Source organism: Deltaproteobacteria bacterium (assembly GCA_016931625.1).
In the GTDB taxonomy this organism is placed as follows: domain Bacteria; phylum Myxococcota; class XYA12-FULL-58-9; order XYA12-FULL-58-9; family JAFGEK01; genus JAFGEK01.
Genome location: JAFGEK010000202.1, coordinates 1 through 16,582, shown reverse-complemented (window position 1 = coordinate 16,582; position 16,582 = coordinate 1). Strand labels below are relative to the sequence as shown.

Annotated in this window: 15 protein-coding genes; 12 read left to right on the top strand and 3 right to left on the bottom strand. The window is 37.9% G+C overall.

Annotated elements, in window-relative coordinates:
* The 6 genes from JW841_16930 to hflK all read left to right on the top strand — a co-directional run.
* Nucleotides 1–232: hypothetical protein (locus JW841_16930; protein ID MBN1962619.1), on the top strand; the 232-nt coding region annotated here is incomplete at its 5' end.
* Nucleotides 219–1,613 (top strand): sigma 54-interacting transcriptional regulator, encoded by a 1,395-nt coding sequence (locus tag JW841_16925; GenBank protein MBN1962618.1) that lies wholly within the window; start codon nucleotides 219–221, stop codon nucleotides 1,611–1,613. The genes JW841_16930 and JW841_16925, both read left to right, overlap by 14 nt.
* A gap of 41 nt (nucleotides 1,614–1,654) precedes the next feature.
* Nucleotides 1,655–1,783 (top strand): DUF5320 domain-containing protein, encoded by a 129-nt coding sequence (locus JW841_16920; GenBank protein MBN1962617.1) that lies wholly within the window; start codon nucleotides 1,655–1,657, stop codon nucleotides 1,781–1,783.
* Nucleotides 1,784–1,831: 48 nt separating this feature from the next.
* Entirely contained in the window at nucleotides 1,832–3,622 is a 1,791-nt protein-coding gene (locus tag JW841_16915) for a protease modulator HflK family protein (protein ID MBN1962616.1), read from the top strand.
* Nucleotides 3,619–4,482 (top strand): protease modulator HflC, encoded by an 864-nt coding sequence (gene hflC / locus JW841_16910; GenBank protein ID MBN1962615.1) that lies wholly within the window; start codon nucleotides 3,619–3,621, stop codon nucleotides 4,480–4,482. Before JW841_16915 ends, hflC begins: the two co-directional genes overlap by 4 nt.
* The gene (hflK, locus tag JW841_16905) at nucleotides 4,479–5,477 is read left to right on the top strand and encodes an FtsH protease activity modulator HflK (protein MBN1962614.1); all 999 of its coding nucleotides are present in this window, start codon (nucleotides 4,479–4,481) and stop codon (nucleotides 5,475–5,477) included. The genes hflC and hflK overlap by 4 nt, the downstream gene beginning before the upstream one ends.
* Before the next feature lie 68 nt (nucleotides 5,478–5,545).
* On the opposite strand, the gene JW841_16900 is transcribed toward hflK, so the two are convergent.
* A complete protein-coding gene (locus JW841_16900) occupies nucleotides 5,546–6,262 on the bottom strand; it encodes an acylneuraminate cytidylyltransferase family protein (GenBank protein MBN1962613.1) in 717 nt (238 codons plus the stop codon).
* A gap of 277 nt (nucleotides 6,263–6,539) precedes the next feature.
* Here JW841_16900 and JW841_16895 point away from each other — a divergent pair, with 277 nt between their 5' ends.
* Genes JW841_16895 through JW841_16880 form a run of 4 tightly spaced genes read left to right on the top strand, consistent with a single transcriptional unit; the run spans nucleotide 6,540 to nucleotide 10,539 of the window.
* Nucleotides 6,540–7,811, top strand: coding sequence for an acyltransferase domain-containing protein (locus tag JW841_16895; protein ID MBN1962612.1), 1,272 nt, complete (start codon nucleotides 6,540–6,542; stop codon nucleotides 7,809–7,811).
* 45 nt (nucleotides 7,812–7,856) lie between these two features.
* The gene (locus JW841_16890; protein ID MBN1962611.1) at nucleotides 7,857–9,458 is read left to right on the top strand and encodes an aminotransferase class V-fold PLP-dependent enzyme; all 1,602 of its coding nucleotides are present in this window, start codon (nucleotides 7,857–7,859) and stop codon (nucleotides 9,456–9,458) included.
* Nucleotides 9,455–10,306: an SDR family oxidoreductase gene (locus tag JW841_16885; protein MBN1962610.1), complete on the top strand. Its 852-nt coding sequence runs from the start codon at nucleotides 9,455–9,457 to the stop codon at nucleotides 10,304–10,306. Before JW841_16890 ends, JW841_16885 begins: the two co-directional genes overlap by 4 nt.
* Nucleotides 10,307–10,320: 14 nt before the next feature.
* A complete protein-coding gene (locus tag JW841_16880; protein MBN1962609.1) occupies nucleotides 10,321–10,539 on the top strand; it encodes a zinc ribbon domain-containing protein in 219 nt (72 codons plus the stop codon).
* Between the two features lie 3 nt (nucleotides 10,540–10,542).
* Here JW841_16880 and sat read toward each other — a convergent pair whose 3' ends face one another.
* Complete coding sequence (sat, locus tag JW841_16875; GenBank protein ID MBN1962608.1) at nucleotides 10,543–11,727, bottom strand: sulfate adenylyltransferase; 1,185 nt, start codon at nucleotides 11,725–11,727, stop codon at nucleotides 10,543–10,545.
* Between the two features lie 212 nt (nucleotides 11,728–11,939).
* Between sat and JW841_16870 the strand changes: the two genes are divergently transcribed.
* Complete coding sequence (locus JW841_16870) at nucleotides 11,940–12,332, top strand: response regulator (protein MBN1962607.1); 393 nt, start codon at nucleotides 11,940–11,942, stop codon at nucleotides 12,330–12,332.
* Between the two features lie 230 nt (nucleotides 12,333–12,562).
* Nucleotides 12,563–13,138 (top strand): hypothetical protein, encoded by a 576-nt coding sequence (locus JW841_16865; GenBank protein MBN1962606.1) that lies wholly within the window; start codon nucleotides 12,563–12,565, stop codon nucleotides 13,136–13,138.
* Nucleotides 13,139–13,189: 51 nt separating this feature from the next.
* Here the strand turns inward: JW841_16865 and JW841_16860 are convergent, their stop codons facing one another.
* On the bottom strand, nucleotides 13,190–16,390 hold the full coding sequence (locus JW841_16860) for a hypothetical protein (GenBank protein MBN1962605.1): 3,201 nt from the start codon (nucleotides 16,388–16,390) through the stop codon (nucleotides 13,190–13,192).
* Nucleotides 16,391–16,582 lie beyond the last annotated feature (192 nt).

The window sequence follows — 16,582 nt, the reverse complement described above, 5'->3', positions numbered from 1 at the left end:
TAGAAGACAACTTTTATATCTAGTTGTATTTAATTTATGTAATTTATATCGTTTGACACATTTGCTGCCATTTGCTGCAGCCTTTTGCTGCAAAATCATTGCCAATGCAGGTATTAATCGCATATTATTTGATGAGTTATATCGCGATGAACATATTTTTACAAATGCAGAAAAACTTGGTATCGAATTAGTAAAATGCGAAAACAACAAAGGTGGGCATGAGCAAGCTTAGTAAAACTTCGGTATCAACCTTGGCTAAAATTTCAGCGGTTTCCACTGAATCTATTCTTGAAAGTATTTCAGATGGTGTTTTCACCGTTGATGATTCGTGGCGTATAACGTCATTTAATCGAGCGGCCGAGCAAATAACTGGTGTCTCACGTACCGATGCTCTCGGACGTCGGTGCTCTGATGTATTTCGTGCAAGTATGTGTGAAACAGAATGTGCTTTGCGTCATACCTTAAAAACTAAAATTCCGGTAGTTAATAAAACAGCGTTTATTGTCAACGCCCAAGGTAAACGTATTCCTATTAGCGTATCTACCGCCCTGCTTCGTGACACCAATGGTAAAGTATGTGGCGGTGCTGAAACTTTTCGCGATTTGAGTTTGATTGAAGAATTACGCAAAGAAATTAAAGGCCGCTTTCAAGTAGGCGATATTTTCAGTCGCAGCAATTCAATGCGTCGTATACTTGAAGTTCTGCCTCGTATAGCAGAAAGCGAAAGTACTATATTAATACAAGGTGAAACAGGTACAGGCAAAGAACTTATTGCTCGCGCTATTCACGGACTGAGTAACCGCCGTAACGGCCCATTTATTGCCGTAAACTGCGGAGCCCTTCCTGATACACTACTAGAGTCTGAGTTATTTGGTTATAAAAGCGGGGCTTTTACTGGAGCAAATAAAGATAAACCTGGACGTTTTGCCCTGGCAAACCGTGGCACCTTATTTTTAGATGAAATCGGTGAAGTCAGCCCCGCTTTGCAAGTTAAGCTTCTAAGAGTATTACAAGAAAAGCAGTATGAACCTCTTGGTGCTACTAAATCTGAAACAACAAACGTTCGCCTCATTACAGCTACTAACCGCGATTTGGCTAAACTTGTAGGACATGGAGAATTTCGCCAAGATTTATATTATCGCATAAAAGTTATGAAACTAGAATTGCCACCACTGTGCAAACGTCGTGAAGATATACCATTACTCGTTTCGCATTTCATTACCGTATTCAATGCTATTCAAAATAAAAATATAACCGGTGCAAGCCCTGATGTTATGGCTGTACTTATGGCGCATAATTTTCCAGGTAATGTCCGTGAACTATCAAATATTATCGAACATGGTTTTATGCTTTGCCATGATGGGCAAATAGAACTGGACCATTTACCAAAAGAAATGATGCCCATTTCGTTTCATAGTGAATACAAACGTAAAATGCATGATGTTGTAACTGTTGTTGAAGCTCAAACAATACGTGATGCCATCAACCGCAATAATGGCAATCGACGAAAAGTAGCTCGCGAACTGGGTATGCATAAAAGCACCCTCTATAGAAAAATAAAGCAACTAGGAATTGAGCTTCCATTAAAAGATGGACGTTTTAATATTAAATAAAGCTATAAAAATTTAACAAAAACGAAGAAAGGATATTTCAAATGCCAAACAGAAACGCTATGGGACCTATGGGATACGGTCCAATGACAGGAAGAAGAATGGGCAACTGTCGTGTACTTGAGAATATCAATGCAGCATCATTTGGCGGGATTAACCTTTACTTTTGCTAACCCAAAGGAATAATGTCCGCTAAAACAACAAATTATATTGAGCAAACTATGCATATTGATCGAGGTAAAGCTCAAACAGTCGGCTTGATAGCCATTAGTATCAATTTTTCATTAACATTGATTAAATTTTTGCTTGCAATATTTAGCGGAAGTCTAGCTTTACTTGCCGAAGCCTTTCATTCATTTTCTGATATTGGTTCTTCTATTGCCGTTTATTTAGCAGTAAGAATTGATAATAAATATAAATCCACACCCAAATCTAATTCTAAAATTATCTTATTTTTTACTAAACATCTTCAACGCAAAGTAGCTATCATTATCGGAATTTTTCTTTTTTCAGTAGGAATAGGCATTAGCACCGAAGTTTTTACCTATAAGCAAGTGATTGTAAAAAATCCTGCACTTGCCGGTCTAGTAATGCTCTTTTTAGCACTTGTTTCACTTTTATTATCACGTTTGGAGCTTTCTGTTGGTAATAAAGAACAGGCTTCAGCGCTTATTGCCGATGGTCGTCATGCACGCGTCGATGCGTATTGCAGCCTAATCGTTGCGGTTGCATTGTTTAGTGAAAGCCTTTCCTTGCCTATTGATCGTTTTGTATCAGGACTGCTTGTAATATTTATTCTGGTAGAAGCTATAAAAGTTTTTATTGCGGTTTATCGCGACATAGTCAGTAAAGAAGATTCTTTAGTGTTAGTTTATTCAACTTGGAGTATAAATCTTTGGCGACGACTTTTAACTTTTCTATGGAAGCATATTGTCTCGTTCATTTCTAACATATTACAAATATCCGAAGCAGATTTAAAACGAGAAAAAAAAGTTGGTATATTTCTTTCGACTCTCTGTATCATCGCTGTTTTATTTGTATATTTTATTTCTGGATTCTTTACTGTTGAAAGCTATCAACAAGCTATTATTGAACGTTTTGGTAAACCTATTTCTAAAGATAATAAAATCATTATTTTTAAACCGGGCCTGCATTATTGCTGGCCGTGGCCAATAGGTAAAGTGCAAAAACTTGATACACAGCGTGTACGTAGTCTAGTAATTGGTTCTGAAATAAACCCTTCAAGTCGTACGCTACTATGGACAAATGTTCATTATGTTAGAGAACATAATATTCTTACTGGTGAAACTATTTTTGTCGATGTTGGCATGACGTTACATTATCGCATTATCGATCCTTTAGTATTTTTATATGCTGCCGATCAACCTGAAATAATTCTGCGTAAGATAGGCTATACTGTTTTACTTAATCACTTTGCTCATCAACAATTTTTTCCTTCTATCACGATCGAGCGCGGTAAGCTCGAGAATGAATTATTGAGTGAGATGAAAGATATGCTGCAAAGCTATCCAGGCTCACTTGGTATAGATTTACAAATGCTAAATCTGCGTGATATGCATCCACCAACTAATGTTGCAGAAGAATTTGAAGCAGTGGTTAGTGCAACTGTTGAGTATGAAACTTATATAAATGATGCGCAGGGTTATCGAAATGATCTTATCCCTCGTGAACGTGGTAAAGCAAAAACTACAGAATTAATTACCCACGCACAAAGCAATAAAAAAATATTAGCGAGCAAAGGTGAAAGTCAACGTTTCTTAAAATTACTTAAAGAATATCATGCCTCTCCAAAAATAACTCACCGAAGATTATATCTTGAAACTATTGAAAAAGTATTAGTTGGCCGTGAAAAATATATTGTACCAAAAGAAACGACAAAAGAGGCACTTGAACTTTTTCTGATTTCTAACGGTAACAACTCGATGACAATGCCTCAGCAAAATCCAGCCGAAGCTATGTCTCTTTTTGGAGCGGAAGAGGTTGAACCATGAAACGATGGATGTGGATATCTTTATCTCTGCTAGTCTTAATATTATTTGCATTTTCAATTACCTATTTTGTTAACCAGACAGAACATATTGTATTAACTCGTTTCGGTAAAGCGCTTTCTTATAATCCACAACCTGGTTTGCATTTTAAAATGCCTTTAGTTGATAAAGTTCATCGCATTGACAATCGTATTAAAATTTATGAGGGGCGTTTAATTGAGTTATTAACCAAAGATAAAAAGAATATTGTTGTCCAATGTTATGTTACTTGGCAAGTCGAAGACCCATTGGTTTTCTTTTCATCAGTTGAAACAAACACCGTTTGGGAAGAAAAACTCGATGACATCTTAACCGCAAAGGGTGGTGCTGCAGTTGGTGACTTTGAATTTGATATGCTTTTTTCGACTACCAAAGAAATAATGATTCACAATATGGAATCACGCATACAAAAGCAAATTGCACAAGCAGCTTCAAAATACTTTGGTGTTAAAATTATTGACTTCGGTGTTAGTCGTTTAGCACTGCCAAATGACAATGCTTTTGCTGTATATGAAAGAATGCGTGCAGAAAGAAAAGCAATAGCAAATAAATATCGTGCTGAAGGCCAAGAAAAAGCTGCAGCGATAATCGCCGCTGCTGATCGTGAGAAAAGCGATATTATTTCCGAAGCTTATCAAAACGCGCAGATCATTCGTGGTGAGGGTGATGCAGAGGCGGCTAAAATATACTCACAAGCATTTTCGAAAGATCCCGATTTTTATCAGTTTTGGCGAACACTAGAAAGTTATCATAAAATTCTCGATGAAAAATCGACATTAGTGCTAACCGAAGATTCTGAACTATTTAAATATTTACGCCAATGACACTACTAAATATATTAAAAGATGAAAAGCATACGGTGTTACAAAATATACATCGTATTATTTATATCGCTCTAGCTATATTAATAGTATTCTATATTGCCTCAGGTGTTTGCCAAATCGAAACTAATGAGCAAGCAGTAATTCGTCGGTTTGGAAAATTTTATGAGCTTGTTAATCCAGGAATATATTATGCATTACCGTGGCCAATAGATACTGTTGATAAAATTAAAATTAAAGAAATAAAAAGCATAGAAGTTGGTTTTTGGTCAACAAATCTCTCTAACGCTACTGACTTACCAATTTACGCGATAACCGGCGATAAAAATATCATTCACAATCGTTATATCATCCAATACCGTATTTCCGAACCACAAAAATATCTATTTAGCTGTGAAAAACCTGAAAAGATATTAGAACAAATTTCCCGCAGCGTAATTCTTAAAATAGTAGCAAACCGTAAAGTAGATACACTTTTAACTACTGGAAAGATTGATACTGAACATGAAATTCATAAAAATCTTACCGATGCAATAAATAAAGCCTCGCTTGGTTTTTCAATTGCTAGCGTTTCAACAAGCATGGCTGTACCACCTATTACAACAAGGCAGGCGTTTGAAGATGTAGCTAATGCTCGTGAAGAAATGAAAACTTCTAACCATATGGCTGAAGCACATCGTAATACTGTAATCCCAGAAGCTAATACAAAAGCTCTAAATCTTATTGAACAAGCAAAATCGTATAAATATCGACGCACTACTGGCGCTCAAGGCGAGTCAGAACGTTTTCTGAAAGTATATGATGAATATATTCGTTCTCCTAAGATTATGAAAGACCGCACTCTAATCGAAGTATTGGAAAAATTTCTACCAAAAGCCAAGATTATTATTCAAGGGACCGATAAACAAGGCAGGCTTACAAAACTACGTTTAATCCAAGGGGTAATGCCCACAAAACCACAACTACCTAAAACCACAGTTGAGTCTATAAATGAATAAAAAAATACCAATAAGTCCAATCAATGCAATTTGCTGCACGATATTTTTTATTTGCATATTTAGTTATATCAACTCTTTTTTATTCTGCCAGATTTTTTCGATTGCTCTATTAATAACTGTGCAATATTGAGATCATGTTTATTTTCAATATCTAATGACCGCTCTGGTGGCATAATTAAAGCTCGCGCGCTTGTAGCGTAAAATTGTTTATGGCGCTTTAGCCACTGTGGGCTTGCAATATATATAGCTCCATTTAATACATAACTTTTTGGTTCTTCTTGTCGATGCACAATACGGCGTCTCGCTGGAGCAAGTAGTTGCCCATTATTAATTGTAAAGCGCCACGAAGGAGCAGTACGATCAGTAGTTACTGAAATAACAGCACTTTGGTGTTTTTTATATAGATTAATCGCAGCTCGTACGTCTTTAGGTAAAGTTAAAGGTGTTGTTGGAGACAGCATAATCACCATATCAAAAGGACGTTTTTGGTTTTGCATATACATGAGAGCATGCGCAATTACTTTTGTTAATCTTGCAGTGTCGTTTGCTAAAAATGGCGGTCGTAAAAAAGGAACTTCGGCACCTGCAAGGCACGCAATTTTGGCATAACCAGGTGAATCAGTACTCACAACTATCGACCATTGTTCACGGTGGCGAATGCTTTCCTGTGCTAATTTAATAGTGCGCTCTAGTAATGTTAAACCACCAACCTGTTGCACATTTTTATGCCGTAAGCCTTTAGAGCCACTGCGTGCTGGGATAAGAGTAAGAATTTTAAGGGACATTGTAAAAAACCAGTCTCCAGGGACACTCCTTAATTACACGCATATAGCATCAACAAGGTAACGAAGTTGCAAGGCTTTTTTGGTAAGGCTTGATATAAACCATCATTAATTTTGGAACGTCGTTATTTTTCGAATGATTTCTTTCGCTTAACTCCATATTTCCGTTATGCTAATAGCAGTTTCCGCAACTGCTATTAGCTCAAGCTTGAGTAAAACGGCCAGTGTTGTTACATGGCATACATGGTATTCACATTTTGCTTTATGGAGGCTAGTCTTGGTGGAAAGGCAGAATCCTATCGAAAAACAACCTCGTCATTTATTGACAATATCTGCGTTAAATAATGATGATCTGCGTACTAAAGTAGAAAATTTGCAGAAAGTTATTAAAGATGATGCCAGTTTTATTAATGCTTGTTTAAAAGCTAAAGCCCCTACACCAACAGAGAATCATCGTTTAGCTTTTACAGCATCTTCTTTTGCAGAAGCTGCACCAAAACTACAAGCGTATCTTAATGGTCAAAATGATTCTACTATTCATCAAGGTGTCGCTAATAAACCATTGCCAAAAGTGGCCTTTATTTTTACCGGCCAGGGTTCACAGTACGTTGGCATGGGGCAAGAGCTATACAATACGCAACCGTTATTTCGCGAGACACTGCACGTCTGTAGTGATGCTCTTGCTGGTGTAATGCAGGTACCTCTCATTGATGTGATCTTGGGTAAAAATGAAGATACTAGTTTAATCGATCAAACCCTTTACACCCAGCCAGCTTTGTTTGCCATCGAGTACGCTTTAGCAGAAGTTTTTGCTGCATGGGGAATTAATCCTGATCTTGTTTTAGGCCATAGTATTGGTGAATACGTCGCCGCAGCTCGTGCAGGTGTTTTTAGTTTTGCAGATGGTATCAAACTCATCGCCGCACGCGCGCGTCTTATGCAAAGTTTGCCTCCTTACGGCAAAATGGCGGCAATTGCGGTAAGTGCCGATAAAATTGTTGATAAGCTTGAACCTTATCGTCATGAAATATCACTAGCGGCAATTAATGGTGATGAAGCTATAGTTATTTCAGGTGGTGGTGAACGGGTCAGTGCTGTAGCTGAACATATGAAACAAAATGGTGCAAAAGTAATTATGCTAACAGTCTCACATGCTTTTCATTCACCGTTGGTTGAACCAATACTTGATGAATTTGAAGCAGTAGCTGCTAGTATAACTTATGCAACGCCAACCATTGAGTTAGTTTCTAATGTGACTGGTGAATTAGCAAGTTCTGATGTTTGCACCGCACATTATTGGCGTTGTCATGTTCGCCAAGCTGTACGTTTTGCCCAAGGTATTCGTACGGCTTATAAACAAGGATGTCGAATATTTGTTGAACTTGGTCCAAATCCAGTTTTATTAGGCATGGCGCGGCCACTATTAACGCCTGATGCAATTATGTTACCAACTTTAAGACGACGACGTAGTGACTGGCAGCAAATTCTTGATAGTATTGCAGAGCTTTTTGTGTGCGGTATAGATTATTATAACGCGCATTTTGCGACATAAAAACTAACCAAAATAAATAGAAAATCGGAGGCGTCGTTTAGTCGTATGTCAGATGAAGTTGATACATATATTTACGACCTTTTTGCTAGCGCTGAAAATTGGCTTTCACCAAACCAAGGCACTGCTACACAAATAGTGTCAGAACTTTCACGATTTCTTCACGAGCCAGGTAAACTAGGTTCTCCTCCTTTATCTGAAGTTTTTGCTGATTTTAATGATACTCAGATTCCTAATAGCCCCATACCACCGCAGGGTTTTTTTACTCATCTTTTACGTGAAATTATTCCACGAGCTGTTAAAACCAGCTCGCCACAATTCATCGGTCATATGACTTCAGCACTACCTGGCTATGTATTTGTTATGAGTCAGTTATTAGCGGTACTTAACCAAAATATTGTTAAGGTTGAGACTTCAGGTGTGTTAACGTTATATGAACGTCAAGCCATTGCAATGTTGCACCGTCTTGTTTTTAATCAAGACGAAGCTTTTTATCAAGAACATACTCAAGCGAGTCAAAGTACCTTAGGAATGATGGTTACCGGAGGCACGCTAGCTAATATCGCGGCTTTATGGTGCGCCCGCAATGCTGCACTTGGACCCAATAAAAATCATCAGGGAATTGATAATACCGGTTTTGCTTCTGTATTGCAGACACACAAGTTTTCTCGTGCGGTTATTATCGGTTCGACTTTAATGCATTTTTCTGCTGAAAAAGCCGCCGATATCATGGGTATGGGAGCGAACGCAATAATTCGTGTACCGGTAAATAGTGCCGGCAAAATTGATACTAAGCAATTACGTTGTACAATTGCGCAATGCCATGAACGTAATGAATGCATAATTGCACTAATCGGTCTTGCTGGTTCTACAGAAGTTGGTAGTGTTGATCCGTTAGATGAACTTGCAGATATTGCACAAGAACATAAAATACATTTGCATGTCGATGCCGCTTGGGGTGGACCAGTATTGTTTTCTGAACAATATCGACATCTATTAAGTGGAATTGAACGCGCTGACTCTGTAACTATTGATGGACATAAACAACTATACACCCCAATTGGTCTTGGTACTGTACTATTACGTAATCCTAAACTCGCCACTGGTATTGAAAAAGTAGCAAACTATATTGCCCGAGAAGCTTCACTAGACCTTGGTAAACGTACCTTAGAAGGTTCACGTCCTGCTTTATCTTTATATGTACATGCAGCCTTGGCGACATTAGGGCGTAGAGGTCTTGCTTGGCTTATCGATCAGGGTATGGCTAAGACTAAAGCCATGCGTGCACAAATAATTGCGCGACCTGAATTTGAATTACTTGCAGAACCAGAACTAAATATTATGGTATATCGCTATATTCCAATTAGTCAACGCCAGCGAATTGGCCATGCAGGCGTTGAGGGGCCGAATAACAAATATATTAATGAAGTAAATAAACAGATACAAGAACAACAATTTACCTTTGGCACTGGTTTTGTCTCTCGTACCTTGCTAACCCATACTCACTACGGTAGTAAAGTTCCTATAATGGCTTTGCGCGCAGTTTTAGCAAATCCATTAACCAGCGACGAGCATTTGCGTGCGGTTCTTGATGAGCAGTTAGAATTAGCAACCGCTATTGAAACTAATCTACAAGGATCCATTTTATGAATGCATCGGTACCTCAAGTAATTTTGATCACTGGTTGCTCATCAGGTATAGGTTTCGCATTAGCCAGCGAATTAGCTAGTCGTCGACAATTAGTTGTGGCAACTGCTCGTTGTCTTGATAACTTAGCCGAAATGGCAAAGCATCCTGATGTTATTACTTTGCCTCTTGATGTTACTGATAAACAAAGTATCGATAAAGCAATCGACGAAGTGATTGATAAATTTGGTCACATAGATATGCTGATAAATAATGCAGGCTTTAGTGTCGTTGGTCCCTTAGCTGAGTTATCTATTAACGATGTCAGTAATATTTATGATACTAATGTAATTGGTACACTCGCTATGATTCAGGCTGTTGCCCCCCATATGATACAGGAGCGCAGTGGACGCATAGTTAATATTGGGAGTATTGTTGGTATATTGGGTACGCCATTTGCTGGCGCTTATTGCATGAGTAAAGCATCTGTACATATGCTTAGTGAAGTTTTACGACTTGAATTAAAACCATTTGGTGTTGATGTAATTTCGGTAGAACCAGGCCGGGTGCAATCAAAAATTGCTGATAATGCTAAAGTTGATTTAAGTCGTTATGAAAACGATAATTCTTTATATAAGCCTTTTTTAGAAAGTATTCGTCGACGGGTAAATATGTCACAAGAATCACCAATGTCGACTAGTGAGTTTGCTGATAAAGTAGCAACTTATATTTTAAAACCACGACCACCGCGAGTGGTACGTGTAGGCCGTGGTGCTAAAGTTTTGCCATTATTACGACGTTTGATACCAGGTGTCATACGTGACTATATATTGCGGCATGTATTTAATCTTAAATTAAAAAAATCATCTTAAGGAGTTTAAAAAAGATGCCTATTTATGAATATAAATGTGAGCAGTGTGAAAATGAGTTTGAAGAATTGGTTTTTAGTAGCACTAAAGAAGTGCAATGTCCTAAATGCCAAAGTGATAAGGTGCATCGATTACTATCAGTAACAGCAATAAAAACCAGTAGCGGCTTTGTCTCAAGCAAGAGTGGAGGTAGTTGCGGTAGTTGTTCTGGCGGTTCGTGTAGTTCGTGCCATTAATTTTTAAGTCGCTTGATAGTAATCTCTCAAAATAGCCGCAACTTCAGGTCGACTAAATTCGGGTGGTAGTGCTTGTCCTTGCGATAATAACTCGCGTACTTTCGTACCTGAGAGCATAATGAAATCTTCGGGTTTATGATCACTGGCATCACGCAACATAACTACACGCCCAAGTTTTTTACTCCAAGCGGTATGGTCAGCTTTGAATATTTTTATTTCTAATGCACCCTCTGGCACTTCATGATCAAATATAGTTTGTGCATCAAAGGGGCCATAAAATGAACCAACACCTGCATGATCACGCCCAACAATTAAATGAGTACAACCAGCATTTTGACGAAAAACCGCATGCAAAACCGCTTCGCGTGGGCCTGCATACATCATATCAAAGCCATATCCTGCAATAAGCACAGTATCTTTAGGAAAATATAGTTCAACCATTTTGCGAATTGAGGCATCGCGTACGGTTGCTGGAATATCACCGGCTTTTAAATGCCCTAGAAGCATATGAATCAAAATACCGTCGGCTTTTAGCTCAGTTAGAGCCATACGACAAAGTTCTTCATGGGCTCGATGCATAGGGTTGCGTGTTTGAAAGGCAACGGTTTTTTGCCAACCTCGCTTGGCAATCTCTTCACGTAATTGTTTTGCAGTACGAAAAGTTTCAGGAAATTCTTTTGAAAAATAAGAAAAATTAAGTACCTGAATAGGTCCTGACAACAAAGTACGACCACTGCTAGTAAATGCTTTAACGCCGGGATGATTTGCATCATAAGTACCGAATATTTTTTGGGTCATATGCTGCATTTGCGCTTCGGATATTGTTTCAATAGCGGCAATATCCATAACTGCAATTACCGGGTTGCTTTCAACATTAGGGTCACGTAGTGCAAGTCGCTTGGCATTTTTTATAGCGCTTGCATCTTCAATCATATTTATTATGGGGATTGGCCAAAAAAGTCCGTCGTTGGTATGCATATTATCAGCGATTGATATAGCATCGCTAAGTCCCATATAACCTGTTAAAGGGTTAAAATAGCCAGCACCAAGCATAACTGCATTAGCGGCGGCGGCCGAATTGATTATAATGCTGGGTAGATTTTTTGCTTCATTTTCAAGATGTTGGCGTTTATATGCATCGTTAATATATAAAGCATTTAAAGTCGATGAACCATGAGGTTTAATCATTTTTTATCTCCAATAACATTTAGGGATACCCCCTTAAATAGCGTAAGAATCCTTAAATTTGAGTATATGCTTTCTTAATGTATTGTGCTGTAATGAGGTAGGGGAAAATTTAAATTTTATTCAACACATGTTTGAGTGATTCATCTGAACAAAATAATGGAGATGGTCGTTTTATTTATAATGGGGTGGGAGAGTACGATAGGGAGATCAAAATGGCGACTGTGGTAGTAATGGATGATGATAATGTCATCGCAAAAATGATTGCCACAATTGTTGAATCACAAGGCCACCAAGTTTTTATCGCTGATAATGTTCCTGCTGCCTGGGATTTATTGGCAAAAAAGCCCAACTTAATGATTTTAGATATCGATTTGCCTAACGAAACAGGCATTGATTTAGTTATGCGGATGCGTGGCACTAGTGAATATGAACAAATTCCAGTTTTATTTGTTACGGCTTTTGCTGAACGCGCTCGCCCACTGCAAGCAACAGGTAGAGGCGCTGTTGATATTGTTGAGAAACCTTTTTCAGTACAAGAACTCACTAAAATATTACAGCACATGCTTGAAAATACCGCAAAAATAGCTAGACCAATGCAAGAGTAATGTGATTTAAACAGTAGCAAACTTAAAAAAGCGTGTGATTAAAATCACCGCGATTATAGGTGTTATTTATTTTTTTTATGATTTTGAAACATAATGTGATTGATTAATAGATTTTTTTTAACCAATTAAACGTCAACAGGTGCAGTACTTACCACTAAGTAGCTTCACTTTAATCACAGTTACAAACATAAGTACTAAACTCTTAAGTTACTTTGATAAGAGGGGGTTCAATGAAACAGGGTAAATGGTTTATCAGTTTTGTATTTGTTGCAATGTTAGCATTACCAACTATTGCTTTAGCACAGAGTGGTGGTAGCGCAGCTTTTGGTCATCCTGGTCAAGTTGTTCCCTTTGGCTCTATTTCAATGAAGTACAATACTGCTGGTGATGGTACCAGTGAAATAGGTATCAATCCTGGATTATTATATTTTATCATGGATAATTTAGCTGTCGGTGGTAGTTTTAAATTGCAGCGCCACAGTGAGCAAGTAGCAACTATGAATGGCAGCGAAAGCAGCAGTACTACTCAGCTTGGTTTTGCACCGATGGCAGCGTATCATTTAGCGCTTAATCCACAAATTTCTTTATTAGCGCAAGGTTCGTTACCGATAATTCATCAGTTTGGTGATTTTTCATATACGCTTGTGCAATTAGACATATTTGCACCATTGTTGCTGCATATTGCTCAACATTTTTTTATTGGTGCTGGGCCACAGTTAGCATTTGACTTAATCGTACCAGATGGCGCTGATCATAGTGTTACTATTGGGTTGCAAACAGTAATCGGCGGTTATTTTAATCTTTAATATTTAATTATAATAAAACGAAAAAGCTGGCAGGTGGGGGCTAATATTAGCTTAATTGCCTTGGCCTTGTTTAAGCATAGATAAACGATACAATAAATAGTCGGTATCGCCTTTTAAAAGCATCACATAATTAGACAATGCAGTATATATACGACCGTTTATCTTAGCGGTATCAAAAAAACCGTCAGAAAATACATGCTCTAACAAGACAATAACGTCAAGTTCAGTACGCCTGTTTGCAAAAGCTATAATATTATCTATTATCATTTGATAGCTACTATCATCAGCACTTCTCAGATTGTCGATGCAATAATATTTAAAGGCGGCAATAAAATCATTTGGATTTTTTAAATTTGCAATATAATCAATGTTAAAATGAGCATCGCCATCACAACAAGTTAGCAAATATTGAATAGCCTTATTTGGTTGAGCTGACTTATAAAGGCTAGACAATTCAATTTTAAATTGGTTTTTTAAGGCAGCCAATTCGTGAAAAGGAATATCTTGTATTTGCATATTATCCAGCTGTGCAAATGCATTAGTCAGCTCGTCAATAACTGTTTGTCTTGCCCCACTTTCGCTCATAGAAGCAATTTTGTTTTTCGTATTTTGCAGATGAAAACTAAAAGCATCTTGCGCAAGTGCCTCTCTACTTATGATTATGGCGTCAATATAAGGTACACGTTTTTGATTTAGCCAATGCTCAGGTAGTTTTTCAGCTAATTTAGAAAAATGTGTTACCACATTAATAACATATTGATGAAAATCAGTATCTATTTTTCTTTTGCTATATCTATTGTATGTAATTAATAAGTCATTCATTTCTGCTATTAAGGGTTGAGCTGCTCTCACGCGATTTTGCCAATTTGAGTTACCATCTTTTTGCAGGCTACTAGCTTCTTTAATAAGTAGCACAATATCAATATATAGACTTTTAGCTCTACCTAATAATGAGCTGGCGCGGGCTTGCATATAATTAATTCTTCTTTGCCCTATCGTGCCTGTTGCACCTACGCCATCGTCATCACTGAATACTATAGCCTCTACGTAGCCTTTATCTCTTTTCCTAATTGTTGGTGCTTCTAATGGCGGAACATCAGCATCACTAGTGTTTATAACTTTTTTAGGCATACTAGCAACTTTGGTTTTTATTGCTTGATGAATACCTAGAGCAGTCGGACCTATACTAAATAGAACTTCATTTATAGCAAAATCCCATACAGCCTTATGGATATATTGTTGTTTAATATCTGAAGGTAAATCAGCGTTATTTATTGAATTAATTTGTTTGTCGAGATTTATACTACCATAGACAATGCCGGTGGGGAGCATTGCTAACATTGGTACAGCGGTAGCCACCTTAACACCCGCAGCAAAATTGGTGCTTTTTATTCCAGGTAGATGGCAGAAAGCAAATGCCGCGGTGCTAAGAAGTGATATTACCATTATGGCATCGCCGAAATTATCACGATTGCGGGTCACTTGCTTATCTTCAAAATAATCCATGCCAAAGGCTATCGAGCTTATGCTAGCACCGACGGCCACAGTGGGAATGCCTATGGCTGGATCAGTAAGGGTGATGAAACCACCGCTACCGCTTATTGTAGATCCCGTAGCGCCAATTACGATTTTGGCGTCATCAACCCAATCAGTAGCATCGACAATAGTTGCTGGATAATCAGGGCTAGATTTGGAAATAATAAACCCGCGGCCAAATTTATTTTTTTGCTCTAACACTTTATAATGACTATCGTTTTCATGGCTGCTCGATTCTTGATTAGCCAATGATGATAATAGCGAATATTGGCCGGGAGATAATATTTGCAGAGAATTTAAGGTTTGGCCAGTGATCAATAAACCAAACTCAGTTATTTGCTGCGACCATGAAACTTCACATTTACCGATATAGAGGCCAGAGTTAATCGGGTCGAACAGTGCCCCTCGTCCATCGTTAAAACGCATTTCAAAAATATAATGTACTTGGGGAATACCTGATTCTTTATCAATAAAAATAAATGGTTTAAGTTGACTATGCCCTTCAAAATTGTGAACGGCTTGCTCACCAAAATCTTTTTTTATGGTCTCTTTAGCTTTAACTATATTTTTGTTAACCGCAGCATCAAATTGTTCAAACTGCTTTTCATGGGTTTCTTGTGATTCTTTAAGTAATTCAACGATATCAGGCGATTTTATATTTTTATCAATTAATTTTTTATATTGCTCGCGTACATTTTGGCGCATTTCATATATTGGGCCGCAATCTGTTTTAAATACTTGATACAGCGATAAACCACGCCATTGTTCTTGATCTTCGATTATTGGATTTAATTGGCCGCTCGCAATTGCAGCAAAGTTAGCCAGGCTCATTTTACCTAAAGATAAATCTTTTACCACTTGTGATTTTACGCCAGGCACACCTGAAGGTGCATCTAAATACCAACGACCTTGTTTCTTCATGGTAAGTGAGAAGCTCGTGTGATCAGCAATTTCTGCGGGATCATACGGAACACCAATCGTAGTTGCGGTGCCGATGTTATAATAGGTGGTGTGACCCTGGCTGTTAATCACACGTAAAACAAGTGATAATTCACTAATTGGTGGTGAAAATACCACCAAACTTATGGCGCTGTTTTTCTTTTTTTGCTCGTCAAAAAGTTTTGCAATATTGGGATATTTATAAGTATTGATCCCCTCAATACATTCAATAGCGCTAGTTAGCTGTCCTTTATAGGCATTAATGGTTTTTGTATATAATTCACTGTCTTGCTTATGCCGCTCAACCATTTGGTCAAAGACTTTTTGTGCGATGTCATCTTGGGGAGCAATAATTGGCAGTGGTGCAGGTTCAAGCACTTTAAGTGTATTGGCGTTTTTGGTGATAACGGCATCTTTGTTTTTACATTTTTTGCCAATTATAATCGGTACCGCTGATAAGTCGTCTTTGGCACACTTAAGCACCGGCACTCTGGCCAACGCCTCTTCTACGGGTTGCTTGCAAAATTGCAATTTGTCGTTGGGTAAACTACAAAATAGCTTTTTCTTTTTAAAAAAATTAAGTATTTTAGGGTTAATCGAATAATCAGGTATATCAGAGAATTCATTTTTCGTTTGCGGTGTTGGGTCGTCTGCAGTTTCAGTTGCCAAAGGATCAGAACGTTTCCATGAAGGAGTCCAAATATCCCACGTATTTTCTGATTCAGTTGCTATTTTGGCGCCGGTTAAGTCGGGGCTTTTTAATTTTACATCGTTCATATTTCGCTGATTCTCTTAAAGTCACTCAGTGGCATTATGATTATCTCTTTTTTTAGGTATTAGTTGCGGCAATTTGTTTATTACCTATTACCGATCGGAGATTTACACGATCATTTTTCTCATACCCGCTACCATGGCGATTTAATTAACCTTTGCAAGTTTTGACTACAGTCAGGTTATGTCGTTAACTGG

Excerpts from the sequence above, each read along its gene's own strand:
- JW841_16925 (MBN1962618.1), top strand. The coding sequence starts at position 219 with ATGAGCAAGCTTAGTAAAACTTCGGTATCAACCTTGGCTAAAATTTCA.
- JW841_16920 (MBN1962617.1), top strand. The coding sequence starts at position 1,655 with ATGCCAAACAGAAACGCTATGGGACCTATGGGATACGGTCCAATGACA.
- JW841_16915 (MBN1962616.1), top strand. The coding sequence starts at position 1,832 with ATGCATATTGATCGAGGTAAAGCTCAAACAGTCGGCTTGATAGCCATT.
- hflC (MBN1962615.1), top strand. The coding sequence starts at position 3,619 with ATGAAACGATGGATGTGGATATCTTTATCTCTGCTAGTCTTAATATTA.
- hflK (MBN1962614.1), top strand. The coding sequence starts at position 4,479 with ATGACACTACTAAATATATTAAAAGATGAAAAGCATACGGTGTTACAA.
- JW841_16900 (MBN1962613.1), bottom strand. The coding sequence starts at position 6,262 with ATGTCCCTTAAAATTCTTACTCTTATCCCAGCACGCAGTGGCTCTAAA.
- JW841_16890 (MBN1962611.1), top strand. The coding sequence starts at position 7,857 with ATGTCAGATGAAGTTGATACATATATTTACGACCTTTTTGCTAGCGCT.
- JW841_16885 (MBN1962610.1), top strand. The coding sequence starts at position 9,455 with ATGAATGCATCGGTACCTCAAGTAATTTTGATCACTGGTTGCTCATCA.
- JW841_16880 (MBN1962609.1), top strand. The coding sequence starts at position 10,321 with ATGCCTATTTATGAATATAAATGTGAGCAGTGTGAAAATGAGTTTGAA.
- sat (MBN1962608.1), bottom strand. The coding sequence starts at position 11,727 with ATGATTAAACCTCATGGTTCATCGACTTTAAATGCTTTATATATTAAC.
- JW841_16870 (MBN1962607.1), top strand. The coding sequence starts at position 11,940 with ATGGCGACTGTGGTAGTAATGGATGATGATAATGTCATCGCAAAAATG.
- JW841_16865 (MBN1962606.1), top strand. The coding sequence starts at position 12,563 with ATGAAACAGGGTAAATGGTTTATCAGTTTTGTATTTGTTGCAATGTTA.
- JW841_16860 (MBN1962605.1), bottom strand. The coding sequence starts at position 16,390 with ATGAACGATGTAAAATTAAAAAGCCCCGACTTAACCGGCGCCAAAATA.